The following is a 25,867-nucleotide window of genomic DNA, read 5'->3' on the forward strand; positions in this document are numbered from 1 at the left end:
GCCAGTATAAACTATAACGCAGGGTGAACGTTAAGCGCCGTCTTCGAAGGTCAGGGCACGCCCAAATAAAAAAGCCGGCGACCAGCGCCGGCTTCCACTTTATCTTGTAATTGTGTTCGGCCCTTTGATCGGCCATTTCTTCTTCTTTTTCTTCTCCGTCGTGCCGAGTACGCTGCCGATGCCCATGAGGAACGTCGGGATGCCTGCCGCAACGATGACGAGACACCAGTCGCGGAAGCCAAGCGGCACCGTCTTGAAGATCGGCTGCAGCGCATCGATGTAGAGCACGCCGAGCATGAGCAGTACCGATGAGAGCACCGCGAAGAGCAAATATTTATTTTGCAGCATGTTGCGGTGGAAGATCGAGCGCGAGCTGCGGCAGTCGAAGACGTGAATGAGCTGAGCCATAACGAGTGTGGCAAAAGCAACCGTCTGCGCATGGACGAGATTCGCCGGACTCTTCGGTGCGATTTGCAGCGTAATCCAGAACGCTCCGAGCGTACAGACGCCGATCAGAATGCCACGGCTAATGATTTTCCAGCCAAGCCGCCTTGCGAAAATATTTTCCTTCGCCGAGCGCGGCTTCTGCTGCATCAAGTCTTTCTCGGACTGGTCAACGCCAAGCGCCATCGCTGGCAAACCGTCTGTGACGAGGTTGACCCACAGGATCTGAATCGGCACGAGCGGAAGCGGCAGACCTGCCATCATCGCAAGGAACATCGTCAGGATCTCGCCAACGTTCGAAGCGAGCAAATACCGGATGAATTTGCGAATGTTCTCGTAGATGCCGCGGCCTTCTTCAATCGCAGCAACGATGCTGGAGAAGTTATCGTCACTGAGTACGAGCGACGATGCTTCTTTCGATACGTCAGTGCCTGTGATGCCCATCGAGATGCCGATATCCGCTGCTTTGATCGCCGGTGCGTCATTCACGCCGTCGCCTGTCATCGCAACGACATGGCCTTTGCGCTGCAGCGCTTTGACGATCCGAAGCTTATGCTCCGGCGATACGCGGGCGTACACATAGATATTGTCGATCAGCCGATCCAGCTGTTCCTCATTCATGCCATTAAGCTGCTGACCGCTTACTGCCAATCCGCCGCGCGGCATAATTCCGAGCTGCCCAGCGATAGCTTCCGCTGTCAATTGGTGATCGCCTGTAATCATAATCGTCTTAATGCCGGCACGGCGGCAGTTCGCGATCGATTCCTTGACTTCGCGGCGAGGAGGATCGATCATGCCCGAGAGACCGACGAAGATGAGTTGATTCTCAACATCCGTCTCCGCTTCCGTAGCATCATGCGGTCTCAGCTCGCGGTAGGCGAAGCCTAGCACGCGAAGTGCATTTTGCGCCATCGACTCTGCCGAATCCGTCACTTTCTGCTTGATGCTTGGCGTGAACGGAACGACTTTGCCATCCCACAGAATATACGAGCACTGCTCCATCAACATATCCGGAGCGCCTTTCGTGCAGATCAACCGTCCGCCCTGATGCGATACGAGCACGGACATGCGCTTGCGCTCGGAGTCGAATGGATACTCCTTCATACGCTGGTAGATGCCTTCCATTGACTTTGCCGACACGCCAAGCTTGGAAGCGAGGACTGTCAGCGCGCCTTCCGTCGGATCGCCCTTCAGCACCCATTCATCCTGCACAAAAGTCTTGCCTTTCTTGCGCTTCGCCGCGTCGCTCTCGTCGTCCACTCTTGTTACCACCGCATTATTACAAAGCGCTGCGACCTGCAGCAATCTGCGCAGCGACTGGTCATGCTTCACATCGACGACTTTGCCTTGTTCGAAGCAGCCGCCTGCCGCCTCATAGCCTTCACCCGTGATATCCATGCTGCGTCCACCGATCCACAGCTTCGTCACGGTCATTTTATTCTGCGTGAGTGTGCCCGTCTTGTCGGAACAGATGACCGATGCGCAGCCGAGCGTCTCAACGGAAGGCAGCTTGCGGACGATGGCTCGCCGCTTAATCATGCGCTGTACCCCGAGTGCGAGCGCAATCGTAACGATTGCCGGAAGTCCTTCAGGTATCGCTGCTACCGCAAGGCTGACGCCTGCGAGGAACATTTCATAGGCCGGCTGACCGTGCAAAATACCTGCAAGAACAACCATGACAGTGAGTGCCAGAGCCACGATAATAAGGATTTTGCCAAGCTGCTCCAGACGATGCTGGAGTGGCGTCTCCATCGATTCGGTCTGCTGAATAAGATTCGCGATCTTGCCCATCTCGGTCGACATCCCTGTACGAATAACAACACCTTTGGCTGTACCGCGCGTAACCATTGTGCCCATGAATCCGATATTGCGCATGTCGCCGAGCGGCAGCTCTTCTGTATGAATCGGATTGCAATGCTTGCCAACCGGAACAGACTCGCCGGTTAACGCCGATTCTTCCGCATAGCAGCTGTTCGCTTCGATAAACCGAATGTCCGCCGGAATCCGGTCACCGCTTTCAAGCTCAACAATATCGCCAGGAACGAGCTCGCTTGCCGGTACTAGCACGATTTCTCCGCCGCGGATCGCCTTAGCTATCGGCGCCGATAACGCTTTTAGCGCGCGTAACGACTTTTCCGCACGGAATTCTTGCACGAATCCTAGAACCGCGTTAATCACAATAATGGCAATGATCGTAATTGCGTCGAGATACTCGCCAAGCAAGCCTGAAATCAGCGTTGCCCCCATAAGCACAAGCACCATAAAGTCTTTAAACTGGCCAAGAAACAGCATAATCGGGGAAACCTTCTCCCCCTCTGTCAGCTCATTGCGTCCAGTCTGAGCGAGCCGCTCCGCAGCCGCACTTGGCGTAAGGCCGGTGTTTAGATTCGCTCCAAGTGTGTGCGCCAGCTCGTCAGTTTCCATTTGATGCCAATTCCCTTGTTCCATGCCCCGTCTCCCTCCCGTTAACATGCCGCCTGACGGACAGCCTCTATGGGCTATTTGTATTCGGACAAACTGCAAAATATCCCAGCTTGGACTTAAGTTTTTGTACAAGTTATGGCATGATAGGGAGTGATACAAACAAAAAGGAGATAATCAGCATGGCCTTAGATGGAATTGTTACCCGTGCCATAACGCATGAGCTGGAAGCTTGTGTCGGCGCACGCATTTATAAAATACATCAACCCGGACCTCACGATCTTGTGATCCAGATCCGCGGAGGCGGCGTTCAAGGGAAGCTGCTGATCTCGGCCAATCCGACGTATCCGCGCATGCATCTCACGGAGCAATCTTTCATTAATCCGCTGGAAGCGCCGATGTTCTGCATGCTGCTTCGCAAGCACTGCGAAGGTGCCGTCATCGAAGCCGTGCGGCAAGTCGGCAATGAGCGGATTATTCATCTGGATGTGAGGCAGCGCGATGAACTCGGCGATATGTCCTTCAAGCGGATTATTATCGAGCTGATGGGCAAGCACAGCAACATTATTCTTGTGGATGCTGCAACGGAAATGATTCATGATGGCATCCATCATGTCACGCCGATGATCAGCAGCTACCGTGTTATCATGCCAGGCACAACGTATGTTGCACCGCCTGAGCAAGGCAAAGATGATCCGCTTGCAATTGAGGATGAAGCGACTTTCACCGTAGCGCTCAAGCAAACTGCGGACGCGCTCATCAATCCGCCGATTCCGGATGAGGACAGCATTCATTTCGGCACGGTGCCGAGAGCGGCGGACCCTGCTTCAATTGCGCCTGGGCAGCTGCTAGTCGCTGCTTTCAGCGGCCTTAGCCCGCTTCTGGCGAAAGAGATTGCACACCGCAGCGCGGCATCCGCAGCTTCAGGTGCGGACGATTCGCAGCTTCTGAACGGCGCTGATCACATCGAGTCAAACGCTGCGCGGATGTGGCCAGCTTTTCGCGACATGATGGAGCAGTTCCGCTCGAACCGTTATGAGCCGCAGCTTGTTACGACTTCGCCAAGCGGCAAAGCTTCCTTCTCCGTAACTGCGCTCACGCATCTCGCCGGCGATGTCACCACATTCGAGACGGTGAGCCAGTGCTTGGAAGCCTTCTATGGCGATAAGGCAGAGCGTGATATCGTCAAGCAGCGCGTCTCTGACCTGATAAAGTTTCTGCAAAATGAACGGAACAAAAATGCGAAGAAGCTCGATAAGCTGGAGGAAACGCTGCAGGAAGCGGAAGGTGCCGACAAGTTACGCAGTCTCGGCGAGCTGGTGACGATGAATCTTCATGCGATCCAGCGCGGGGATGACGTTGTCGAGACGATCGACTATTATGACGATGAGCAGCCGATCATTCAGATCCCCCTTGATCCGCAGCTGACGCCGTCTCAGAACGCACAGCGGTATTTCAAGAAGTACACGAAGTTCCGCAACAGCTTGACGATCGTGGCTGAGCAGATGGAACGCACGACGGAAGAAATGACCTATCTGGAATCGCTGCTGCAGCAGCTTGAGAGCGCCTCGTTATCCGATATCGATGAGATTCGTGACGAGCTTGTCGAGCAAGGCTACATGCGTTCCCGCGAGAAGCGCGGCGCGAAGAAGCGCAAGCCGAAGCAGCCGGCGCTGCTTTGCTACACGTCATCGGAAGGCATCCCGATCTTCGTTGGGAAGAACAATACGCAGAATGATTTTCTGACGAACAAAGCTTCCGCTCCGAACGATACGTGGCTCCATACGAAGGACATTCCCGGCTCTCACGTCGTCATTCGGGGGACAACCTTCGGCGATGAGACGCTGGAGGAAGCGGCGATGCTCGCCGCGCACTACAGCCAGGCGAAGTCTTCCAGTCTCGTGCCGGTGGATTACACGTTGATCCGCCATGTGAAAAAGCCAAGCGGCGCGAAGCCGGGCTATGTCATTTACGACAACCAGAAAACACTGTTCATCACACCAGATGAGCAGCGCATAAAGGGACTTCCATCCGTAATCAAGCAATAAGCAATTGTGCAATAACCGAAAAGAAAAGACACGAGTTCATGCAGCAGAGCACTCTCCGCTGTAACGTAACTCGTGTCTTTTTTATCTAGTCTTGTTTCAATTGATCCAACACTTCGATGCCGACTGACCTCGAACCAAGCTCGCCGTGAAAAACAATCCCTTGCCGCTCGCCGTGATAATCGGAGCCGCCGGTCACAATCAAGCCGTAACGCTTCGCAAGCTCCATATACCGCGCTTCATCCGCCTCAGAATGATCGGAGTGGTACACTTCGATCCCTTGAGCGCCAGCTGCAATAATCTGTTCGACAAGCGCGTCGCTGCCATATAAACCCGGATGCGCGATAACGCAGGTCCCGCCCGCTTCCTTGATCCAAGCAATCGCTTCGAACGGATGCAGCCGCGGGGGATTCATATAAGCTGCTCCTTCACTCCCGAGGTAGCGGTCGAACGCTTCCTGCATGGAGCTGACGTACCCTTTGGAGAGCAATACTGCCGCGATATGCGGTCGCCCGATTGAACCGCCGTCCTTCCCTTGTGCACGCGCTTCTGCGATCACTTCGTCCATAGTTATGGAGCAGCCAAGCTCGCACAGTTTCCGGGCGATCATATCGTTGCGGCGATCGCGTACGGAGACGAGTGTACCCAGCTTTGCACGCCATTCTTCGCTCTGCCAATCGATATAGTAACCGAGCATATGAATGTCGCGGCCTTCCGCCACCGTACTGATCTCCACACCGGGAACGACAGTTATGCCAAGCCGTTCGCCAGCCTCCAGTGCCTCAGCGATACCATCCACCGTATCATGATCGGTAATCGCGACAGCCCCAAGTCCTCGCTCCTTCGCTAACGCTACGACCTCTGCTGGCCGCATCGTACCGTCAGACGCGGTTGTATGTGAGTGCAAATCAGCCTGTCCATCCCTATTTACAGCCATTGGTGCAAATCCCTCTCTCTCAAAAAGGTTAGGAACGTCACCGCCGAAATCGGCAGCAGTGCCGACTTCAAGAAGATCGAGTAAAATTGCCGCTTGAACTGCACATCCCGAATCGGAATCGTCTGAATGAGGCCAAGGGCAAGCTCATGTTTCACCGAAGAGCTCGATACGAAGGAAATGCCGAGTCCCGCTTCTACAGCCGACTTCACCGCCCCCGTGCTGCCAAGCTCCATCACAATCTTCATCGTGGTCAAATCGATATTCTTCGTTCGCAGCACATCCTCCATAACAAGACGCGTGCCCGATCCTTGCTCACGCAGGACGAACGGATAATTCATGACTTCCTCAAGCTCAACTTCCGTCGAACCGGCGAGCGGATGCGATTTGCCCACGATCAGTTTCAGTTCATCGCTCATGACCGCTTCCATATGCATGTCGGGATGATTGACAGGCGCCTCGACGAGGCCGAAGTTCAGCTGATGGTTGATGATATCTTCCATGATCTGCGCCGTGTTCATCACTTTCATGCTGATCGCGATGTGCGGATACTCCGAACCGAACGGACCTAGCAGCCGCGGCAAAATATATTCGCCAATCGTCAAGCTGGCCCCAAGCTGCAGCCGTCCTTTAAGCTGCTTGGTGAATTTCGACATTTGCACGTCCGTATCCCGGATAAGTTCAATGCTTCGTCTGGCATAAGGCATAAGAGCTCGTCCTGCCTCCGTCAGCTCGATCCGCTTCGTGGACCGCTGCAGCAGCTTCGTGCCAAAATAATCTTCAAGCGACTGGACCTGCATCGTCACAGCCGGCTGGGTCATGTGAAGCGCTTGCGCAGCTGCCGAGAAGCTCCCCCGCTCCGCAACCGTGTAGAAAATATGGAGCTGATGAAAATTAAGCGCCATGAAGGGCATCCCTTCCTTTCTCTTTGGAACCATTATACAACATTACAGGATAACGGGAATACGGAAGCTTTCACCTCAGTTATTATATGGAAAATGCAAAAAGCATGAGCTATCAAGGAGCCCATGCTTTACGTTACCCAGTTAATGTAAGTTATTATTTCCGCTTCCTACTATTTTTAATTAATGTCATTCTTCTGGAATGTCGGAGCCACGAGTAATACGACTTCAGATCTCGTAGTTCTATAGTCTCAGACATTCTTCCGAGAAACGTGACGACAATCATCTTGTGGAGCGGCCCGCCTGCGAGATCGGTCTCATTCTCGATCACGGTAAACTCTGCGACGAATACAAGATCGTCATCAATTAAGTACACATCCTGCTCATTGCGATAATAAGGCTCTACACGCCTTTGCTTCAACGTTTGCCACATAAAATCTGCGATATCCTCGAAGCCTGTTTTCTCGCTTTCGACTCGATCAACCCATCGGCTCCTGGCGTGGTTCGTGATGACGATATCCGCAACTTTCTTGTCACCAAGTGCGATGTGAAATGTCTCGTAGGTGCTCCATCTTTCAGTCATCTTGTCTTTCACCGCAATCCACCCCTCCCCGGAAGTAGGACTTATTATCTATATGTACTTTCCATTTTATTGTAGCATGCCTGTCCGATATTTCAACATTAAAATAAACAGGCTCCATTTATGGGACTAACTGGGTTTCGAAAGTTGTAAAAAAAAGCCTCGCCGTTCAATGATTGGCGAGACTTTCTTGTTGACTTTATAAGCTGTAAAATCGAGTTTTGTCTGGAACACCTTGCGTATATTCCGTTTTGATCTCATTTCGGTACGAACGCTCAATCCGCTTCACGAATGGAAGCCGGCCCATGTTCCGAACAACCTCTTCCGCACGGTCTGCGTTCATGTACATGACGACATAATGCATTTTGCGTGACATGTAATGAACGGTGCCGTATTTCTCTAAATTGCGGGCTGCTTTCAGATCGCTCACCCACACGATATAACCAACACGTTCCGAAAACATGGTAGTCCCCCGTTTCCCCTCTGGTAAAAACTAACCGCAGCCGCCGCTTCCGCAGCTGCACGAACCGCCGCTTCCGCAGCCGCCGCCCTTAGGCAGCGGATCATTGCTCGGCACCTTGATCGTCTCGGAGACCGAGTACGCGATCTCCTTCGCAATGTCGTGAAGCATGTCATCTACCGCCTGCTCCGCCGCTTTAAACTTGCTTACGCATTCGATTTCCCCGAGCTGCTGCTCGATTGCGACGACTTTATCCTTCGCCGAGTTGTAGTCGGGATGAAAGCGTCCGAAGCGCTCGCATTCCGTGAACAGCTCCTTCGCTTTATCGAACTGCTTCACAAGCTGATGCACCTGTGCGTCCCGGTCGACAACTTGTTTCCAATATGCGTATTCGGCTACTTCTGCCGACTGGTTTATCATATCGCCAATTTCATAGGCGTTTAACAGCAGTTGCCCCATATCCAGCGATGAAATTTCACTCCCGCCATAAGCATCGAATGCTTCGTAGGTCGGCAAGTTCATTTCCACGCTATCAGGGTCTGATAATGATATCGTTCTCAATTTTATCCGCCCCTTTATGAACTTCAGGCTAGCGCCTAGTTCCCATCATATCATATCGATAGATAAGAAGAAACGGGAGAAGAGAACTTAATAATAGAGTGTCCCCTCCGGCAGCAAGAGCATCATCTCCTGCCACATGTCGGGCTGAAGCAACACCTTCAAGCAGTTCTCGCCTTCCTGCAAATGGCCGACTACCGCCCATCTGCCTCCCTCTTCGACAATGCGTTCAGGAATAAACGGCTTGATTTCGCCTTCACAGCTTAGTTTAACCGCTGACCGCCAGCTTAACGCCTGTTCCATCAGTTCCCTCCGCGTGGAATGATGATACGTTCGGAAATGCTTCAGCCACATCGCGGGTACGGACTCAATGCCTGCGAAGAGTGTACGGACAGCTTTTCGTTCGAAAATAAGCTCATAGGTTTGACCGCTGTTGCTGCTGTTGATGCTGTTGATGCTGCCCAGCAGGTATGGTTCGTTATCGTTCGGGTTTGAAGCATGCAGCGTCACAGATACGGTCGAAGCAGGATCGGTGGAATCGATGGAATCGGTGGAATTGGCAGCAGGCTTCAATGCCGATCCATGAGCGCTCATCCCGATGGTGATCGCAGCTCGCATCGTTTCTGGAAGCGGCTCATCCGCAGCCGATGCCGATTCCAACACACGAATGACCATCGCGCTATCCATCCCCTGTTCAGCAGCGCGCTTATAGCTGCGTTCCGTCATCCGGTAGACGGTTATCCGGTCGGTTCTACGCCGCTCAGCAATTAACTCGAGCTGCCATCTGACCGCATAAGGACTGTCTTCTTGCACATAAATATCGCCGTCCGGCGTGAATTGCAGCGCTGCACAGCTTATCATAAAGCGCTGCTCAGCTTCAACGTGAGTTCCATTGTCAGCGTCGTCAAGCTCTTCAAGTACGTTCGGCTGAATCAGCCATCTAAACACAGCCGCACCGGATTCGTCCTCCGCTGCTTCCATCCAGCCTAATGTCCGAAGCAGCTGAGACCATGCCGCAATGGTTGATTGCAGCGGCTTCGCCAGGACATTGCTGCTCATATGTTGCAGCTGTTCTTCCACATCGGCAGCCCGGTACCACGTGTATGCTGTGGATTGCGCGCATAGCTGTGCAGCACTTACTGACGCTGCAGCGCTGTTGTTGCAGAGCAGCTCCAGTACACGTTGAAGCAGCTTTGCTTCTCGAACCTGGGCTGGCTGTGCTTGCCACGCCTGCCACACCGCCTCATCCAAGAGATACGCGGACTTGTGTTCGATAAGCCAGCCCTCCTGTAGAGCCAGCAGAAGCATAATGGCAAGCGGCAGCGGATACAGCTGAGCGACACCCGATTGGGTCAGCTCAGTAACGCATAGCAGCTGTTCACTGTCATAGAACAGCTGCGCGCCAACAGCGTCGATCGAACGCTTCGTAAGCACGCCTTTGGCTGTCCGCTTCATGCCCGCATTCTGCAGCGCTGCCATTGCATGAAGCAGCTGCCCGCTTAATGGAGGCACATAGCCCTCGCAGCCGTCGATGGGCACAATGTCGTATGCATCGATCTCCGGCAGTGCAGGAAGCCGCTTCTCTTCTAGCATCTCGCGATACCAGACCGAGTACATGTCGCTCGGGAAGACGTACAGCCTCTCGCCCCATCCTCTTCGTACCGCGAACACGATGCCCGCTTCCTGCAGCTGCAGAAGGCCGATTCGCAGCTCAGAGCCGGCCAGCCGCGGCTTGGCAGCCTGAAGCAGCTGCTCTTCACTGAACAATGCTCGTCCGAATCCGAGCATAATGACCTCAAGCACGTAGCGTGCGGGCTGTTCTAACCTCCGCCATGCCTCTCTCGCGCAGGCTCTCGCAAGCAGCGAATCCGGCCAAGCCATCCCGCGCCAAACCGCATGTTCAGCGATCTGAAGCCTCTGCTCTTCGCTCAGTTTCCCTGCAATTTCAACAAGCTTCACTGTGCTGCCTCCTGGCTCACTTCGTCTTCATCATAAGCTGCGATCTCGCCTTTCATCTCCGACCATTCGCGCAGCGAGTACCGGTAGCCCTGCTCCAGTAAGAACAGCTGTCGTCTGCTTGCATAATCCGTCTCCTTCGTATGCTGGGAGACGACCGTGTAGAACCACGCCTGATTCTGACCAGCCTTCGGCCGTAGAATACGCCCTATGCGCTGCGCCTCTTCTTGCCTTGAGCCGTAGCTGCCCGACACTTGCACCGCTACTGCCGCATCAGGCAGATCCACGGCGAAATTCGCCACCTTCGAGACAACGAGGACGGGTATTTCCCCTGCCTTGAACTGCTCGTACAGCTTCGCCCGCTCCTCATGCGGCAGCTCGCCGGTCAAGATCGGCGCCTGCAGCTCCTCAGCGAGCCGGTGCAGCTGCGTCAGATACTGCCCGATCACAAGCGCAGGCTTCCCTGCATGATAGCGCAGCAATTCGCGCACGACCTCGATCTTCGCAGGATTCTCGCCCGCGATCCGTATCTTCGATTTCTCTTCTGCGGCAACATATCCTTCAACCTCGTCATGCGCAAGCGGGAGGCGGATCTCCGTACAGGTAAGCGAAGCAATGTAATTTCGCTGCTCCAACGTCTTCCACGGCAGGTCGAACCGCTTCGGACCAATTAACGAGAACACGTCCTCCTCGTGTCCGTCCTCGCGGACAAGTGTCGCAGTAAGACCAAGCCGTCTTGTCGCCTGCAAATCAGCAGTCATACGGAACACTGGCGCTGGCAGCAAATGAACCTCGTCATAGATAATGAGCCCCCAATTCCGCTCCTGAAACAGCCGCATATGGCTGTACTCATCGCTCTTCTGCCTCCGGCTCGTTAGGATCTGGTACGTCGCGATCGTGACCGGCTTAACGCCTTTTGACGCCGCCGCGTAGGTTCCGATCTCATCCTCCCTCAGCGTCGTCTTATCGAGCAGCTCCGATTTCCACTGCTGCACAGAGGTCACATTCGATGTCAGAATGAGCGTGTCGCAGCGCAGCCGCGCCAATGCGGCAATGCCGATAACCGTCTTGCCAGCGCCGCATGGCAGAACGAGCACGCCGCTGCCGCCATCCGCTTGCCCTTCCAGATAAAATAAATTTACCGCCCGCAGCTGATAATCTCTTAGCTCGAACGCTCTTCCAGCCGCCGTCCGATCTTTAAGCGATAATTCCAATGCTTCACCATGCCGGTAACCAGCCAGGTCAAGCACCGGATAACCGAGCCGAGTCAACTCTTGCTTCAGCAGCCCTCGCGCCTCAGGACGGACGACAAGCCTGCCATCTGCTGCTTCCGGTAAGCGCAAATATCCAGTGATTGTCTGATTGGCACGCAGTGTGTTCAGCAGTTCTTCTTCGCCAAGCAGCAGCAGCTGTCCCTCCGCGGTCAGCTGAAGCATCAGCTTGCCATAGCGATCCGCAAGTTTCCGAATGCCGCTCGTCACCTTCAGCGGCACCTCATAGCAGCTGTAGTCGCCTAGCGCACATATCATATCTTTCGGCGTCATGCCTGCCGAAGCGGCATTCCAAATCGACATCGGCGTAATCCGGTAGGTGTGGATATGCCCGGGCCGCTTCGTTAAATCGGCAAAGCGGCTTAGCTGCTCTCGGGCAGCCTCCGCGTCCGTATGCCGGTCATCCAGCAGCACAGTAAAGTCTGCCTGTACGCATAAAGGCTTGTCTTCACGCTTCATCACCTGCATCATCCCCCTGAATCGTGGCATTTTGCCCATAGTTGTCCTAATGTGTCTACAGGCTAGTATCCATTCAATCAGGCAAAATTATGCAAAAAAACGCGATCCAGCCGTTTCGGCTAAATCGCGTTTTACTTAATGTACCGTATGCTGCTGGATATCTCCGCCCTGCTGCGAGATACTGCTCAGCGCATCCCCCGCTTCGTTCACGAAGATTTCGCGAACCGCCAAATCCCCAATGGACACGATGCCGACCAGGTTACCGTTCTCGACAACCGGCAGCCGCCTGATCTGATGCTCTGCCATGATCCGTGCCGCCTCATCGACAGATGTGCCCGAATCGATTGTTCGAATATCGGTCGTTATGACTTCCGATACCGCCGTCGATCCGGAATGCTTCTCCGCATAGCCTCGAACGACCAGATCCCGGTCCGTCACAATGCCAATCAGCTTCTGGCCGTCCACAATCGGAACGAATCCAATGTCATGGTCCTTCATGAGAACCGCAAGCTCATACACGTTATCCAGCAATGTCGCCGTCACACAGTTCGTGGACATCAATTCTTTTACAAGTCTCGTCACTGACTATTGCTCCCTTCTTGATGAGAACGCTGCAAGCCAATGCAGCAAAATGTTTCATCCGTTAGGTTAGCCTTGACGTGACTCCCTCATGCATCATTAAGCGCGAACTGCCGCCTCTGTCGCGAAATCCTCCGCCATCGCAATCATCAGCTTGGCAGCACGCAGCATCGCCCGCTCATCGATATCAAAGCGCGGATGGTGATGCGGATAAGTCGCTCCGCATGCTTCCCCGCCAGCGCCGACGAACATGAAGCAGCCGGGCACCTCGCGAAGGTAGTAGGTGAAATCCTCTCCCGCCATAATAAGCGGAGATTCCGATACGCCTTCCTCGCCGAATTCGGATGGTGCGACCTTGAAGAAACGAGCCGCTTCCTTCGCGTCATTCACTACAGGCGGATATCCATCCCGATATTCGAATGTTGCCGTAGCACCGTACATCGCCGCTGTTTGGCTGACGATGACCGACAACCGCTCCTTAATGAAGGCGCGCGCTTCTTCCGTGAACGTTCTGACCGTTCCCGTCATCTTGCATCGCTCAGCGATGACATTCGCTGTCGAGCCGGCATGAATGGAACCGATCGAGACAACGGCGGGATCCAGCGGATTGACATTGCGGCTGACGATTGTCTGGAAGGCCTGTACCATCGCCGAGCCGATCAACACCGCGTCGACCGTCTCATGCGGCAGTCCGCCATGTCCGCCTTTGCCGACGATATCGATATAGATCTCATCCGGCGCAGCCATGAACGGCCCTGGTTTTGTCGCCGCTGTCCCGTAAGGCATCGGCGTCCACAGATGCACGCCATAGATCGCATCGACGCCATCCAGCGCGCCTGCTTCAACCATCCCTTTAGCGCCGCCTGGCGATACTTCCTCAGCCGGCTGGAAGATCAGTCTGCGCTCGCCTGTAATGGCTGCTCTATTCGCATTATAGTAGCTCGCAATCGCGAGCATCGTCGATGTATGCGCATCATGTCCGCATGCATGCATGACGCCGGGAACGGTCGAGATATAGTCCGTCTTCTTCTCATCCTGTATTGGCAAGGCGTCGATATCGCAGCGCAGCGCTACGACAGGACCAGGCTTGCCTCCTTTAATCGTCGCGATCAGCCCGTAGCCGCCCCCGACACCTTCCTGCACATCAACACCCATTTCCCTGAGCCGCTCGGCAATCCAGCGCGAGGTTTCCTTTTCGTGAAAAGAGACCTCCGGATGCTGGTGCAAATAACGGCGCCACTGCACCATTTGAGGGTAGACAGTTTGCAGCTGTGCTTCTGTTGTTGCTGTAATCTCCACGCTTACAAACCTCCTTGCTTCGAATGACTTTATCTCCCTATTGTAGCAGAATGAGAGAAGGTACTGAAAGAGACGTTTTGGTTAAATAATGGCAACATTTTTCGATAATATGTCACTTTTGGCGCTTGGTTGCTGCGCGGGAGAGGCTTGCACTGGCAAGTGAAAAATACTATCATGAATAAGAAGAAAACCTGTTTTGAAGCTTGAAGGAGGACGCACCCCACATGATTATTGAGAATACAGGCCTGAACGGCATGACTAGTGACCTTGCGCATCTTGATGAGTCCGCGGAGAAGCTCGGCTTCGTTCGCTGGCAATGGGAATATTATCGCGCTACTTATGATTTGAAGCTGGAAGACCGCACTAACCGCGAAGATTACTTCCTGCGCTTCAATGTCCGCGCAATTGAGGGCAAGCTGGAATCATCGCATGCTGTGCTTCAAGTGGAATCCGTCTATATCGGACGCGCTACATTCCCGCACGGCTTGGATTATGAGTCGCCAGTACCACAAGCGATTCTTAACTCCGCTAATCAACGTTTGCAAGAATTGAAGAAATTGCTTGCTTAATGGGCTATGAGTCCACAACCTATTAAACAGAAGACAAACGGCCTGCGCGGCAGGCCGGATTTCTTATTGCTTGTGCTCACGCTGCTGCTCGTCGGCTTCGGCCTCGTTATGGTATTCAGCGCCAGCTCGAACACAGCGGTTATTTCCAAAAGCTCCAATTTTGATGCCTTGTATTTCACGAAGCGCCAGTTGATGTGGGCCGTTATGGGCATCGTCTCCATGTTCGTCGTGATGAACATTCCCTATACGGTTTTTAAAAAAGGGTTCATCCTCTACTTTATCCCCGTTCTGATTATGCTCATTCTCGTTCCTATCATCGGGAAAGAATTAAATGGCGCACGCAGCTGGTTTGGCATCGGACCTCTTGGCATTCAACCGACAGAGTTTGCAAAGTTAGGACTTATCTTATATCTAGGCAATTTGATCTCCAAGAAAGGCGAGAAGTTCCGGGATTTCAAAAAAGGGCTTGTTCCTGTTTTTGTCATCATCGGCTTCATTTGCTTTCTCATCATGCTTCAGCCCGACCTTGGCGCTTGTATCGTTATTGCCGCTTACTCTTTAATCATCATCGTGGCAGGCGGCGCCAATCTGAAGCAGTTGATTATCGCCGGATTTTTCATTACGGTGCTCGTTTCGTTGGTAGCTAGCTTCTCGTATATGAAAGATCCATCGGGCTGGGAATACCGGGTTCACAGGTTTACCGCATTTATGGATCCGACATCGGACGAGCAGAACACGACCTATCAGCTGTCCCGCTCCTTGCAAGCGCTTGGACACGGCAGCATTACCGGCGCAGGCTTCGGCCATAGCGTTCAGAAGCTGCACTACTTGCCTTACGCGTACAGCGACTTTATCTTCTCCGTCATCGCTGAGGAGTTCGGATTTATCGGAAGCTTCATGTTCCTGCTCTTCTATCTGTTCTTCCTATGGCGAGGTTTGCTCGTTGCGCTGCGATGTCCAGACACATACGGCACGATCGTTGGCGTCGGGATTGTCGGAATGTTCGCCGTACAAGCACTCGTTAATATTGGCGGAGTAACCGGGGCTATGCCGCTGACAGGTGTCACGCTCCCGTTCATCAGCCACGGCGGTTCATCTCTGATTGTCTCTCTGCTTGGCATGGGCGTCCTGCTCAGCATCTCTCGCGAATACAATCGGCCGGACAAGCCTCAGCAGCAGCAGACCCGAACAACAACGAATAACCAAACCCAAACCTTACGGCCGCAGCACACTGCCCGTAAATAATTACAAAAGGCATGCTCCTCGCGGAGCATGCCTTTTGTCTTATCTTCCTTTGCGTTTGAATCGATTATTTCAAACGCGGTGTTTCTTCCGGTACTTCATCTTCCTTGAAGGCAACGCCTTCAACCTTGATGTTCACTTCAACCACATGCAGGCCTGTCATATTCGCTACCGTCTCGCGAACATTCTCCTGCAATTGACGGCAAACCTCTTGAATCGGAATTCCATATTTCACGATAATGCGCAGATCGATTGCCGCTTCCAGCTGGCCAACCTCAACAGATACGCCTTTTTGTACGTTTTTTCCGCTCAGTCGTTTTGCTAGTCCTTCCGAAATCCCTCCGGACATTGCAGCAATACCTGGAGTTTCAAGTGCAGCTAATCCCGCGATCGTGGCAACTACGTCGTCGGAAATACGAATAATGCCTGTTTGAAGTTCTTCTGTCATGCCACTCACTCCTTGTTCACCTTATGTTTCCATTGTAATTGAACGCTACTTTTGAATCAAGGTAATCGTAACATGGAGACAACAAGTTTACACAACTTCCTTTTTCGGCTATAGTGTTATCAGATTTCCAATTTTCATCAAAAAGTCATGAGAGGTGCTGCTTCGTTGAACCAGAAATTGTTTTTCACACTGCTTCTTTCTTTATTTGTACTCAGCGGTATAGCCCATTACGCCCACTTCGGTACAATTCTTGAGTTTATTATTTCCGCGGCAGCCATTCTGTTCGTCGCCGGATTTCTAGGAAAAGCGACAGAAAGCGTGGCGCACTATGCAGGCCAGCGTCTCGGCGGATTCTTGAACGCCACTTTCGGCAACGCAGCCGAGCTGATTATCGCGATTTTCCTCGTGCGCGAAGGATTGTTCGATATGGTTAAAGCGAGTATCACCGGTTCGATTATCGGTAACCTGCTGCTCGTGCTTGGCGCCAGCGTCCTGCTGGGCGGACTGAAATTCAAGGAGCAGCGCTTTAACGTGCAGCTAGCCAGCCATAACGCGTCCTTGATGATTCTAGCCGTGATCGCGCTCGGCATTCCGGCAATCTTCATCTCCACGCAGCATTTCTCGACACATAAGGCGAATACGCTCAGTTTAACGATTGCTGGTATTCTCATAATTGCTTACGTCCTGTGGCTCATCTTCTCGATGGTGACACATAAAGATATTTTGGCTGACGATGAGGAAACAACGCCTGATCATGGCGAAGAACCGGCCTGGTCCAAAGGCAAATCGATTATGTACCTCGTTCTGGCGACAGTTATGACTGCATTCGTCTCGGAATGGCTTGTCAGCACGCTCCACTCGTTCACAGCGAAGTTCGGTCTCTCGGAAGTGTTCGTCGGTGCTTTCCTCATCGCCATTGTCGGTAACGCCGCAGAGCACAGCGCAGCGGTTATGCTTGCGATGAAGAACAAGATCGGTGCCGCTGTGGAGATCGCAGTAGGCAGCAGCCTTCAAATCGCACTCTTCGTTGCTCCGGTTCTTATTCTCGTAAGTGCGCTGTTCGGCAAAACAATGGACATCGTCTTCAGCCCGATTGAGCTTGCGGCCATCGCGGTCTCCGTTTTTATCGCCAAGTCGATTTCGAAGGACGGCACGACGAACTGGTATGAAGGCGCGCTGCTCATTATCGTCTACATCATACTCGGCATCTCGTTCTATCTCGTATAGCTTATAGCTGATAGCTTGAAGGCAATTCCGAAATGAATCCAAAAAGACGCTCCCTCATCGTGAGGGAGCGTCTTCTTCATATCCGCATATTCATGCGGCATTAATTACCCAGCGCTTCATAAAGCTGTGCCAAATTACGTTCGAGCTTACTAATCATCTCTTTGCCCGCCGCTTCAGAAACAAGTCCTGCACGAACTGCAAAATCGATTTCTCTGGAAAAACCGTATATTTGAGTGTCCAACACTTCTTCATACAGCGGACATTTTCTCGTTGTCAAATTTTCCATTTGCACTTCGATTAACTTCTCGATTTTATTGGCATCCTCGCGAAGGAGATTGATCGCTTTTTGATGCAGGTGAATAAGAACATCGGATGAAGACATCGTACTCCTCCTTCTCGCGCTACTTACGAAACATTTTATAATCTTATATTAGTCGAAATGAACGGAATGTACAAGGTCAAACAAAAAAAGCGCTCCGCTGATTCATCAGCGAGAGCGCTTCTTGACTATACAGAAGCTTATTATTCAATGACTTTAACGTTCAAGTTATGTTTCGCGAACACTTCAGAGAGAGCTGCTTTCGCTTCTTCTGCATCTGATCCGTGGACGTGAAGCTCGTAGGAATGTCCGCCGACCAATGTAGTGAATAGACCGAGTATGCTCTTAACGTCAATGTATTTATTCTCGGCTTGGAGTACGATAGAAGATGTGAATTTATTTGCCGTTTGGGAAATATCTACGATTGCCGCGTTATTGGACATGGGAATCCCTCCATAATTTAGTTAGAAGTACTAACTTCATCATCATAACCCGATTTTATGTCACATACAAGACTTATTTACTTTAAATTGTCAGGGTTTAGCCCTTCCAATTCAGGAATGACGAACAAGCCGTCTTTGCGGATCAGACGATCATCGAAGTACACTTCGCCGCCGCCGTATTCTGGTCTCTGGATGAGAACTAGATCCCAGTGAACCGCGGAACGGTTGCCGTTGTCTGTTTCTTCGTATGCTTGGCCTGGCGTAAAGTGCAAGCTGCCGGCAATTTTCTCATCGAACAAAATATCGTTCATCGGGTTCAAGATGTACGGGTTGAAGCCCAAAGCGAATTCGCCGATATAACGGGAGCCTTCGTCCGTGTCGAGAATTTCGTGCAGCTTCTCGGTGTTGTTGCTTGTCGCTTCTACGATTTTGCCGTCTTTGAACGTAAACTTAATGTTCTCAAACGTAATGCCGGAGTATACCGACGGCGCATTGTATGTAATTGTGCCTTGTACGGAATCTTTGACTGGGCAGCTGAACACTTCGCCGTCTGGAATGTTGCGTTCGCCGGAGCATTTGCTTGCGCCGATGCCTTTGATCGAGAACGTCAAATCTGTGCCTGGCGACACGATACGGACTTTGTCCGTCTTCGACATCAGTTCAGCCAGCGGATCCTGAGCTTTGTCCATCTTCGCGTAGTCGAGGTTACATACATCGAAGTAGAAGTCTTCGAACGCTTCTGTGCTCATGTTCGCCAGCTGCGCCATCGAATCGTTCGGGTAACGCAATACGACCCACTTCGTGTGCTTTACACGCTGCTCGGAGTGGATTGGGTGACGGTAGTACTTCTCATAAAGACGCATTTTGTCGCTAGGCACGTCAGCAAGTGAGTTTACGTTCTCGCCGGAACGGATCGCGATATAACCTTGCATCGCCTTCATACGCTCCAAATCAAACGAAGCCCACAGCTTGATTTGCTCTTCTGTCGCATTCATCAGCATCGAGCGAAGCACGGAACGGTCGCTTGTTTCAACGAACGGACGTCCGCCAGCTTTTGCTACTTCCTCAACGAGACATTTTGCAAGTTCACGCTCTGAGCCGATCATATCGATGAGGACGTTCTCTCCTGGCTGTACATTGATGGAGTATCCTACTAAGTTTTGAGCAAGCTTCTGCATACGGGGATCACGCATGGTTATAAACCTCCAAAGTTTAAGAATTTCAACTTCTATCCTACCATTTTTTTGAGCTGGATGCACGAAGCTATAGATTGCCCCCGCCTAGGCGCATAAACTTGACTGTGGTTCTTCGCGATTCTTGCTGTGGCGTGCCTTCCGCTTTGTAGCGAAGTATGGTCTGTTCCTCCAACTGGAGCGGCAGCAGCTTTTTCCGATCGATGATCAGTCGGTAGTCTGACTGTACCTGCAGCGTGGACAGCATGTCCTCGAGCTGACGCTTCGATTTCGTAAGCTCCTCATGCCAAGCCTTATCCAGCGCTGTTTCCTTGCCTGCTGCCTTCACTTGCTTGCTCTTCATCTTGGCGCTAAGAGCTGCAGGCACCTTTTGCTCCAATGCACTGAACTGCGTTCGCAGTTTGTTGCGCCAGCTCTCGACCGCAAGCTTGTCATTCGCTTTAATATGCAGAACAGCAGTCCGGTTGCCGGATTCACTTTCGACCAACTCTGTCGACTGTGCAGACTTCTGCACTTCCGTAAGCAGATCAAGCGGATGAACGTTCGTATTGAACATGTCGTTCTCGCTCGCCCTCACCTGCACCTGATTGTGATTCTCTACTGTACCCTCGAATGAAGTCGCTTTGCTCACAAGCTTGCTGTCGCCGAAACCAATTCCGGTCTTCCCTGAAAAAGCATAGCGATCGACGCCGGACAAGCCGGATACGGAGAGGGAAAGCAGCTCCTTCGGTGATCTATTGTCAGCTGCATTGCCGCAGCCAGGCAGTATGAGCAGGATACAGCCAAACGTTACAATTTGCAGCTTTCTCATCTAAATCATTCCTCCACACAACAAATCTGCTTCATGTAGCGTCTGTAGCATGTTAGAAATTCATACAAAAAGACACAACAAAAAAACGAAAGCACCTGAAGTGCTCCCGTTCTCTGTTCACGATTGTTATCCAATGACGATGCAGTTGCGCCCCTTCTTCTTCGCTTCATATAAAGCCATATCCGCTTTGTTGAAAAGGGATTCTACGCTAATTTTCTCGTCCTCGAACGTCCATTCCGATATGCCGCAGGAAACAGTGACGACCGGATTCGTGTGAAGCTCCACCATGCTGCGGATTCGCTCTGCAATGCGATAAGCCTGCGCGGTGCGAATCTTCGGCAAGTAGATGGCAAGCTCTTCACCGCCCCATCTTGCTGCTATATCGCTCTCACGAATACAGGTTCTAATTACGTCGCTCACCGTCACCAGGATGCTGTCGCCAAGCAAATGGCCGTACGTATCGTTCACTTTCTTAAAGTGATCAATATCGACAAGCACGAGCGAGCCGCAGCGGTCTTTGCGCTGTCTCGTCTGGATGTTCTCATTCAAATAATGCCGTGCATGCAAGCCAGTCAAGTTGTCCGTGATGACCATTCGGCGAACCTCCGCGTGCAAGGAAGCATTGGAGATCGCAAGGCCAATATGGGTCGACAGCACTTGCAGCAGCTTATAATTCTCGTACGAGAAATAATTCGGATTTGGGTGCGAGACGAGTATGACGCCAACAACGTCTAGACCCGCCATCAATGGTGCAGCAATTAATGACCGCGAGCCTGTGGTGTCCATCAACTTCGAGTCCACGATACGTGTCGACGAGTAGTCGGCAATAATAAGCGGCTCCTTCGTACTGTACACCATTCCGCAAAAACCGTAGCGCGTCGAATACGACTCATTCGCTTCGGTCGGCACGTTGCTCGCCACGATTTGAAACTTCCCGTCATTATTCAGCTGCAAAATATTACAGTACTCTGCTTTGAATATCGCCAGCAGCTCACTGACAGCAAAATCAAACACTTCACTTAGCCGAAGCGATCGATTGAGCCGCTTAGCCAACTCATTAATGAGCTGCAGCTCGCCAATGAGTATATTCGATTGCTCGAACAGCTTCGCATTCTCGAATGCGGAGCCCGCTGTATCTGCAAGCATAATCAATGCGTGCAGCTCAGACTCGTCCCACAGTTCACGCTGAACCGTGATGCTTAGGACACCGTATACGGCTTGCTTGCCGCTCATCGGTATCGCTAGCTGAATCCCACCCTGTTCGTCCTCGCGCAAACTCGGCTGGCCGGTCAAAAATGCCTTCGCATTCAGATCCTCCATCGCGTGCCGCAGAAAAAGCGGCTTTACTCTTGGATCCACGCTCACATGGTCCTGGGATAGATATAACTGAAATTCCGTATGCGGATATAGCTGTGCAAAGTCTTCCAGAAGCACTTGAAGTACGCTGGAAACGTCATTCTGATCATGAAGCCGCTTCGCGATTAGAAACAAAGTATCGCGGCTGCTCACTTCGATTTCGCGTTTCTGATGCTCCTCAAGCAGCTGTGAAGCTTGCTCCATATCATACCGGTAATAGAAGATTTGTTTCATTAGAAGTGCGGCAGCATGAACAAGCGCAATGATTTCGTCGTTCATATCCTGCTTCTTGAATCGCAGCAAGCCGAGCACTTGACTATCGTCTGTACGCTTCGTGATTGGAACTTCAATAAACGTATGTGACGGTGCCAAATTTGCTTGTCCCGCTTGCATGATCTGCTGGCCGTCTGCCTTGCACAACTCCAAACTATATTGGAGGAGCGGTGAACGCGTCTGCTGCGCATCATGCAGCCATTGCTCAAAGCTATCTTTCAGCAACTCCATTACTTCATACTCGTCCCGCTCATGTAAATCTCCCTGAAAGGGCATTCGATCATGCTGCTTTGTGCTGCTCGTCTCGTTATTGAATGCGTTCTTCCACTGTGAGTTACTGATTGTTGACATCAGCAGCCACCTCTTTGTTGTCAGTCATGACCATTCTATTACTATACCTGATAAATAGAGTAATTGCACTATTGCCACAAATAGATTAATAGGTCTGTTTACCTAATTAGCCAGTGATAAAATGTCCTGCAATTTAATAACACAAATCGCTTGACTTTAATCACTGAATTTATATAATATTTATAGTTGAGTACATGGGAACGGTTTTGTGTCACCCTCAAGAGACTGTCGCTATTGTGCCTGCGGCTGAACATGCACATTAGGACTTCACTGTTTACGAAGTGAAGCATCGACAGCACTCGGCGAAACACCCATTTCAAACATCCCATTTGAAGAAGGAGTTTTACGACACATGTCAAGATATACAGGCCCTAAATTTAAACTTAGCCGTCGCCTCGGCATTTCCCTTAGCGGTACAGGCAAAGAATTGAAGCGTGCATTCCCTCCAGGCCAACACGGTCCTGGCCAACGCAAGAAAATGAGCGGTTACGGTATTCAATTGCAAGAGAAGCAAAAACTTCGTCACATGTACGGAATGAACGAAAAGCAATTCCGTAACCTGTACGACAAAGCTTCCAACATGAAAGGTATTGCCGGTGAAAACTTCATGGCCCTTCTTGAGAGCCGTTTGGACAACCTGGTATACCGTCTTGGTTTCGCAAACTCCCGTGCAGGTGCTCGTCAATTGGTATCCCACGGTCACGTTACAGTAAACGGCAAGAAAGTCGACATCGCTTCTTACACAGTAGCAATCGGCGATGTAATCGGTCTTCGTGAGCGCAGCCGCGCTTTGAAATCGATCAAAGAAGCTTTGGCTGGCCGCAACTTCCTGCCAAACTACCTTGAGTTCAACGATGCAGCTGTTGAAGGTAAGTACGTTCGTCTTCCAGAGCGCGCTGAGCTTCCACAAGAGATCGACGAGAAACAAATCGTCGAGTTCTACAGCCGTTAATAAATCAAGCGATCCAGAGCTTATGCTCCGGATCGCTTTTTTTGTTCCATCCTATGGGATCACGATCTCTTTCTTCAGCCACACCGACATATCCCCTGCTTCCCGGTTTGCCCAAGCAAAGTAAGGAATCGCGGTGAAACTAACCTTCGTGAATTTTGAACTGCCAGAACGATACAGGTCATCCGCCCAACCGTCAGTCGATCGCACCGCTGCCTCTCCTTGTACGAACATCATCGGCATGCCATTTATATCGCCAAGCTTCTGCTCATACTGCGGATTACGTACAACCGTCATATCAAAAATATGAAGATCCGCATTATCCTCGGCTTCCACGCAATACATAATCGGACCGCGCATAATAGCAATTTTGCCACAATCCTCTGCTACGAGCGGATTAGCCTCGCAGTATAACTGCATTCGCAGCTTTCGTCGAAATGGCAAATCGGGCAAAAAAATGATCCGAAGCTTCTGCTTCGGATCATTTGGTGAAACGTTACACTGCTTTTAGCTCGTTTGATCAGGCTTAGCGGCATTCGCTGCAGGTGCTGCATTAGAAAGCATGCTCTCTGGCAGCATTGCTGCAGCCGCTGCAACGGCAGCTGTTCCCGCGGCCGACTTCGAGGTCAACCCTCGCACGAACGCGTTCAAATCAATACCCGACACGCTCTTCAGCATCTCTGGCGCTGTCGCCATCAGCGACGTCACATAGTTGCTTATACGAGCGGCACCTTCGCCATGACCGGTATCGACAACGGTCAGCTTATCAATTGCGCTGATCGGTTCTGCCACTTTACCGGCAAGCTCCGGCAGCATCTTCACGACGATGTCGAGTACAGCCGCCTCGCCGAACAGCTCGAACGCTCTCGCGAGCTTCTCCTTCGCTTCCGCTTCCGCGAGACCGCGCAGCCGGATAACGTCGGCCTCTGCCGTACCTTTCGCCCGCTCCGCATCCGCGATTGCGAGACCTTCGAGGCGTTTCTGCTCCGCATTCGCCTTCGCTTCTGCCTCGATCTTGTACTGCGCTGCATCCGCCTCGCGCATGCGCTTCGCTTTGTCGGCTTCCGCCGCCTGCTCAACCGCATAGCGGTCTGCGTCCGCCTTCTTCTTCACTTCCGCGTCGTACTGTTTCTCGCGGCGGAGAATCTCTTTGCCCTCAAGATCGATCTCACGCTCTTTCCGCACAAGTTCAACTTGCATCTGCTCTTCGACAACCTGCTGCTTCGCACGCGCCTCTTGAATCGCATACGCCTGGTCGGCTTCCGCTTTCGCCGAATCCTGATCCTTCTTGAAGGACGCCACCTTCAGCTCCTTCTCCTTGGAGGCTTCTGCAATGTTCGTATCACGAAGCAGCTCGGCCTTGAGCCCTTCTTCCTCCGCTCTTGCCTTCTGAATCCGCGAATCCCGAACCGCTTCTGCTTCCGCGATATCGGCGTCACGCTTTACCGCTGCAATACGCGGCTTACCAAGCGCATCCAAGTATCCGTGCTTGTCGCGCAAATCCTTAATCGTGAACGAAACGATTTGCAGTCCCATCTTCTTCAAGTCGCGTGCGGCGACGCCTTGCACTTCTTGCGCGAATTTATCCCGGTTACGGTACACTTCCTCAACCGTCATAGAGCCGAGAATCGCACGCAGATGGCCTTCCAGCACTTCCTGCGCTTCGCCTTTGAGCGATTCCGTCGGCTTACCAAGGAACTGCTCTGCTGCAGTTGCAACGTCCTCAACCGCACCGCCGATCTTGATGATCGCTACGCCATCGCAGATGACTGGAACACCTTGCTCCGTGTATACTTCAGGCGTTGTCACATCCAGCTTGTGCGAGAGCAGAGACAAGAAGTCGGACTTCTGGAACACAGGCAGGATGAAAGCGCCGCCGCCTCTTACGATTTTGATTTTGCGACCTGTCTCATCTACAGTCGCATTTCTACTGCCTAGGAAAGAGCCGGTAACGATCATTGCTTTGTCTGGCCCAACAGTACGGTATCTCGCCCAGAAAGCGAGGCCGAGTACGATCAGCACACCTACTACAATGGCTGGAATTACTAGGTAATCTGGAAACACATGAAAACCCCTCTCTTGTCAGTAGTTACAGCTCTAGCTTGGATACATGCAGCGTGTGTCCTTCAACGTTAACGACCACGATTCGTTCCCCTGCGGGGATTTGGTCGCCGTCAACGCTTGAGGCAATGTGATTCGTCAGTCCCGCGCCGACTTTAATCAACACTTCGCCGTAGCCTTTCCCCGGGATCGTAACGCTTACTTCGCCAATTGCGCCGGTCAATTCCTTCATCGAATAGCTGGTTGAATTCTCGCTTCGAGCCATCGGCCTTACATAGAAGAAGAACATAGCGACAGCTGCGGCAAGCCCAATAACGATTGCTGTGAAAATGATGAGCAAGCTGCCGAGCGAAGTGTGATGCGATAGCAGAAGTCCCGCGCCGCCGAAAACAGTGATCCCGCTCACAATCGCCGTCGGCTGCAGCACCGGGTAGCCATCAAAGGATAAGAAATCGAGCATCCCGTCCAGGGAAGCGCTCAGCCAATCACCGAGTACGACGCTAACGAGCGCAAACAAAACGCCGCCAACCAAACAGCCAATAAATACGCCTTCCAGCGTCCTTCCTCCCTTCAATTCTCATGAAATCCAATTATTAGCATTCATGCGCACGCTATGTATTACGCTACATATGTGAAGAAGTTTCGCCCCCACGTACGACTCTTCGGCGATAGCAAAAAAAGCTTACCAATGCAGAACTCTGCACAGTAAGCTTTTCT

At 52.0% G+C, this 25,867-nt stretch carries 24 protein-coding genes; 5 read left to right on the forward strand and 19 right to left on the reverse strand.

Annotation, left to right across the window (positions count from 1 at the left end; translation table 11 throughout):
* Positions 1 to 99: 99 nt before the first annotated feature.
* Complete coding sequence (locus A8990_RS09295; protein ID WP_116188738.1) at positions 100 to 2,892, reverse strand: calcium-translocating P-type ATPase, SERCA-type; 2,793 nt, start codon at positions 2,890 to 2,892, stop codon at positions 100 to 102.
* A 155-nt stretch (positions 2,893 to 3,047) separates the two neighbouring features.
* On the opposite strand from A8990_RS09295, the gene A8990_RS09300 reads away from it, so the two are divergent.
* Entirely contained in the window at positions 3,048 to 4,913 is a 1,866-nt protein-coding gene (locus A8990_RS09300) for an Rqc2 family fibronectin-binding protein (RefSeq protein ID WP_116188739.1), read from the forward strand.
* An 85-nt stretch (positions 4,914 to 4,998) separates the two neighbouring features.
* Here A8990_RS09300 and A8990_RS09305 read toward each other — a convergent pair whose 3' ends face one another.
* The 9 genes from A8990_RS09305 to A8990_RS09345 all read right to left on the reverse strand — a co-directional run bounded on the left by A8990_RS09305 (position 4,999) and on the right by A8990_RS09345 (position 13,857).
* Entirely contained in the window at positions 4,999 to 5,847 is an 849-nt protein-coding gene (locus A8990_RS09305) for a PHP domain-containing protein (protein WP_116188740.1), read from the reverse strand.
* The gene (locus A8990_RS09310; protein ID WP_116188741.1) at positions 5,838 to 6,749 is read right to left on the reverse strand and encodes a selenium metabolism-associated LysR family transcriptional regulator; all 912 of its coding nucleotides are present in this window, start codon (positions 6,747 to 6,749) and stop codon (positions 5,838 to 5,840) included. Before A8990_RS09310 ends, A8990_RS09305 begins: the two co-directional genes overlap by 10 nt.
* Before the next feature lie 154 nt (positions 6,750 to 6,903).
* A complete protein-coding gene (locus A8990_RS09315) occupies positions 6,904 to 7,341 on the reverse strand; it encodes a hypothetical protein (RefSeq protein WP_116188742.1) in 438 nt (145 codons plus the stop codon).
* Positions 7,342 to 7,525: 184 nt separating this feature from the next.
* Positions 7,526 to 7,789, reverse strand: coding sequence for a YlbG family protein (locus A8990_RS09320; protein ID WP_116188743.1), 264 nt, complete (start codon positions 7,787 to 7,789; stop codon positions 7,526 to 7,528).
* Between the two features lie 30 nt (positions 7,790 to 7,819).
* Positions 7,820 to 8,308, reverse strand: a complete 489-nt coding sequence (locus A8990_RS09325) for a YlbF/YmcA family competence regulator (protein WP_116188807.1) — start codon at positions 8,306 to 8,308, stop codon at positions 7,820 to 7,822.
* A 126-nt stretch (positions 8,309 to 8,434) separates the two neighbouring features.
* Positions 8,435 to 10,303 (reverse strand): helicase-associated domain-containing protein, encoded by a 1,869-nt coding sequence (locus A8990_RS09330; RefSeq protein WP_116188744.1) that lies wholly within the window; start codon positions 10,301 to 10,303, stop codon positions 8,435 to 8,437.
* On the reverse strand, positions 10,300 to 12,042 hold the full coding sequence (locus A8990_RS09335) for a DNA repair helicase XPB (protein WP_425463896.1): 1,743 nt from the start codon (positions 12,040 to 12,042) through the stop codon (positions 10,300 to 10,302). The genes A8990_RS09330 and A8990_RS09335 overlap by 4 nt, the downstream gene beginning before the upstream one ends.
* Before the next feature lie 123 nt (positions 12,043 to 12,165).
* Positions 12,166 to 12,612 carry a CBS domain-containing protein gene (locus A8990_RS09340; RefSeq protein WP_181909482.1) on the reverse strand — a complete coding sequence of 149 codons (447 nt, stop codon included), beginning with the start codon at positions 12,610 to 12,612 and terminating at the stop codon, positions 12,166 to 12,168.
* Positions 12,613 to 12,708: 96 nt separating this feature from the next.
* On the reverse strand, positions 12,709 to 13,857 hold the full coding sequence (locus A8990_RS09345; protein ID WP_116188810.1) for an amidohydrolase: 1,149 nt from the start codon (positions 13,855 to 13,857) through the stop codon (positions 12,709 to 12,711).
* A 275-nt stretch (positions 13,858 to 14,132) separates the two neighbouring features.
* On the opposite strand from A8990_RS09345, the gene A8990_RS09350 reads away from it, so the two are divergent.
* Positions 14,133 to 14,477 (forward strand): YugN family protein, encoded by a 345-nt coding sequence (locus A8990_RS09350; RefSeq protein ID WP_116188745.1) that lies wholly within the window; start codon positions 14,133 to 14,135, stop codon positions 14,475 to 14,477.
* 6 nt (positions 14,478 to 14,483) lie between these two features.
* Entirely contained in the window at positions 14,484 to 15,722 is a 1,239-nt protein-coding gene (ftsW, locus tag A8990_RS09355) for a putative lipid II flippase FtsW (protein ID WP_116188746.1), read from the forward strand.
* A gap of 64 nt (positions 15,723 to 15,786) precedes the next feature.
* Here the strand turns inward: ftsW and A8990_RS09360 are convergent, their stop codons facing one another.
* Positions 15,787 to 16,167: an Asp23/Gls24 family envelope stress response protein gene (locus A8990_RS09360; protein ID WP_116188747.1), complete on the reverse strand. Its 381-nt coding sequence runs from the start codon at positions 16,165 to 16,167 to the stop codon at positions 15,787 to 15,789.
* Positions 16,168 to 16,332: 165 nt separating this feature from the next.
* On the opposite strand from A8990_RS09360, the gene cax reads away from it, so the two are divergent.
* Positions 16,333 to 17,394: a calcium/proton exchanger gene (cax, locus tag A8990_RS09365; RefSeq protein WP_116188748.1), complete on the forward strand. Its 1,062-nt coding sequence runs from the start codon at positions 16,333 to 16,335 to the stop codon at positions 17,392 to 17,394.
* Between the two features lie 100 nt (positions 17,395 to 17,494).
* Here the strand turns inward: cax and A8990_RS09370 are convergent, their stop codons facing one another.
* From A8990_RS09370 to A8990_RS09390, 5 genes are all read right to left on the reverse strand, one after another.
* On the reverse strand, positions 17,495 to 17,776 hold the full coding sequence (locus A8990_RS09370) for an Fpa/YlaN family protein (RefSeq protein ID WP_116188749.1): 282 nt from the start codon (positions 17,774 to 17,776) through the stop codon (positions 17,495 to 17,497).
* Positions 17,777 to 17,916: 140 nt separating this feature from the next.
* Entirely contained in the window at positions 17,917 to 18,156 is a 240-nt protein-coding gene (locus tag A8990_RS09375; protein WP_116188750.1) for an HPr family phosphocarrier protein, read from the reverse strand.
* A 77-nt stretch (positions 18,157 to 18,233) separates the two neighbouring features.
* Complete coding sequence (locus tag A8990_RS09380; protein ID WP_116188751.1) at positions 18,234 to 19,349, reverse strand: aminopeptidase; 1,116 nt, start codon at positions 19,347 to 19,349, stop codon at positions 18,234 to 18,236.
* A 70-nt stretch (positions 19,350 to 19,419) separates the two neighbouring features.
* Entirely contained in the window at positions 19,420 to 20,160 is a 741-nt protein-coding gene (locus A8990_RS09385; RefSeq protein ID WP_116188752.1) for a hypothetical protein, read from the reverse strand.
* Between the two features lie 126 nt (positions 20,161 to 20,286).
* The gene (locus A8990_RS09390) at positions 20,287 to 22,140 is read right to left on the reverse strand and encodes a sensor domain-containing diguanylate cyclase (protein WP_116188753.1); all 1,854 of its coding nucleotides are present in this window, start codon (positions 22,138 to 22,140) and stop codon (positions 20,287 to 20,289) included.
* A gap of 352 nt (positions 22,141 to 22,492) precedes the next feature.
* Between A8990_RS09390 and rpsD the strand changes: the two genes are divergently transcribed.
* A complete protein-coding gene (gene rpsD / locus A8990_RS09395; RefSeq protein WP_116188754.1) occupies positions 22,493 to 23,092 on the forward strand; it encodes a 30S ribosomal protein S4 in 600 nt (199 codons plus the stop codon).
* A 51-nt stretch (positions 23,093 to 23,143) separates the two neighbouring features.
* On the opposite strand, the gene A8990_RS09400 is transcribed toward rpsD, so the two are convergent.
* From A8990_RS09400 to A8990_RS09410, 3 genes are all read right to left on the reverse strand, one after another.
* A complete protein-coding gene (locus A8990_RS09400) occupies positions 23,144 to 23,509 on the reverse strand; it encodes a hypothetical protein (protein ID WP_116188755.1) in 366 nt (121 codons plus the stop codon).
* A gap of 87 nt (positions 23,510 to 23,596) precedes the next feature.
* A complete protein-coding gene (locus tag A8990_RS09405) occupies positions 23,597 to 25,153 on the reverse strand; it encodes a flotillin lipid rafts scaffold protein FloT (RefSeq protein ID WP_116188756.1) in 1,557 nt (518 codons plus the stop codon).
* Positions 25,154 to 25,178: 25 nt separating this feature from the next.
* Positions 25,179 to 25,724 carry an NfeD family protein gene (locus A8990_RS09410; RefSeq protein ID WP_245995916.1) on the reverse strand — a complete coding sequence of 182 codons (546 nt, stop codon included), beginning with the start codon at positions 25,722 to 25,724 and terminating at the stop codon, positions 25,179 to 25,181.
* Positions 25,725 to 25,867 lie beyond the last annotated feature (143 nt).

The organism is Paenibacillus taihuensis, assembly GCF_003386535.1.
Classification (GTDB): Bacteria; Bacillota; Bacilli; order Paenibacillales; family Paenibacillaceae; genus Paenibacillus_Z; species Paenibacillus_Z taihuensis.

Excerpts from the sequence above, each read along its gene's own strand:
- A8990_RS09295 (WP_116188738.1), bottom strand. The coding sequence starts at position 2,892 with ATGGAACAAGGGAATTGGCATCAAATGGAAACTGACGAGCTGGCGCAC.
- A8990_RS09300 (WP_116188739.1), top strand. The coding sequence starts at position 3,048 with ATGGCCTTAGATGGAATTGTTACCCGTGCCATAACGCATGAGCTGGAA.
- A8990_RS09305 (WP_116188740.1), bottom strand. The coding sequence starts at position 5,847 with ATGGCTGTAAATAGGGATGGACAGGCTGATTTGCACTCACATACAACC.
- A8990_RS09310 (WP_116188741.1), bottom strand. The coding sequence starts at position 6,749 with ATGGCGCTTAATTTTCATCAGCTCCATATTTTCTACACGGTTGCGGAG.
- A8990_RS09320 (WP_116188743.1), bottom strand. The coding sequence starts at position 7,789 with ATGTTTTCGGAACGTGTTGGTTATATCGTGTGGGTGAGCGATCTGAAA.
- A8990_RS09325 (WP_116188807.1), bottom strand. The coding sequence starts at position 8,308 with ATGAACTTGCCGACCTACGAAGCATTCGATGCTTATGGCGGGAGTGAA.
- A8990_RS09335 (WP_425463896.1), bottom strand. The coding sequence starts at position 12,042 with ATGATGCAGGTGATGAAGCGTGAAGACAAGCCTTTATGCGTACAGGCA.
- A8990_RS09345 (WP_116188810.1), bottom strand. The coding sequence starts at position 13,857 with ATGGTGCAGTGGCGCCGTTATTTGCACCAGCATCCGGAGGTCTCTTTT.
- A8990_RS09350 (WP_116188745.1), top strand. The coding sequence starts at position 14,133 with ATGATTATTGAGAATACAGGCCTGAACGGCATGACTAGTGACCTTGCG.
- ftsW (WP_116188746.1), top strand. The coding sequence starts at position 14,484 with ATGAGTCCACAACCTATTAAACAGAAGACAAACGGCCTGCGCGGCAGG.
- A8990_RS09360 (WP_116188747.1), bottom strand. The coding sequence starts at position 16,167 with ATGACAGAAGAACTTCAAACAGGCATTATTCGTATTTCCGACGACGTA.
- A8990_RS09370 (WP_116188749.1), bottom strand. The coding sequence starts at position 17,776 with ATGTCTTCATCCGATGTTCTTATTCACCTGCATCAAAAAGCGATCAAT.
- A8990_RS09375 (WP_116188750.1), bottom strand. The coding sequence starts at position 18,156 with ATGTCCAATAACGCGGCAATCGTAGATATTTCCCAAACGGCAAATAAA.
- A8990_RS09380 (WP_116188751.1), bottom strand. The coding sequence starts at position 19,349 with ATGCGTGATCCCCGTATGCAGAAGCTTGCTCAAAACTTAGTAGGATAC.
- A8990_RS09385 (WP_116188752.1), bottom strand. The coding sequence starts at position 20,160 with ATGAGAAAGCTGCAAATTGTAACGTTTGGCTGTATCCTGCTCATACTG.
- A8990_RS09390 (WP_116188753.1), bottom strand. The coding sequence starts at position 22,140 with ATGTCAACAATCAGTAACTCACAGTGGAAGAACGCATTCAATAACGAG.
- rpsD (WP_116188754.1), top strand. The coding sequence starts at position 22,493 with ATGTCAAGATATACAGGCCCTAAATTTAAACTTAGCCGTCGCCTCGGC.
- A8990_RS09400 (WP_116188755.1), bottom strand. The coding sequence starts at position 23,509 with ATGCAGTTATACTGCGAGGCTAATCCGCTCGTAGCAGAGGATTGTGGC.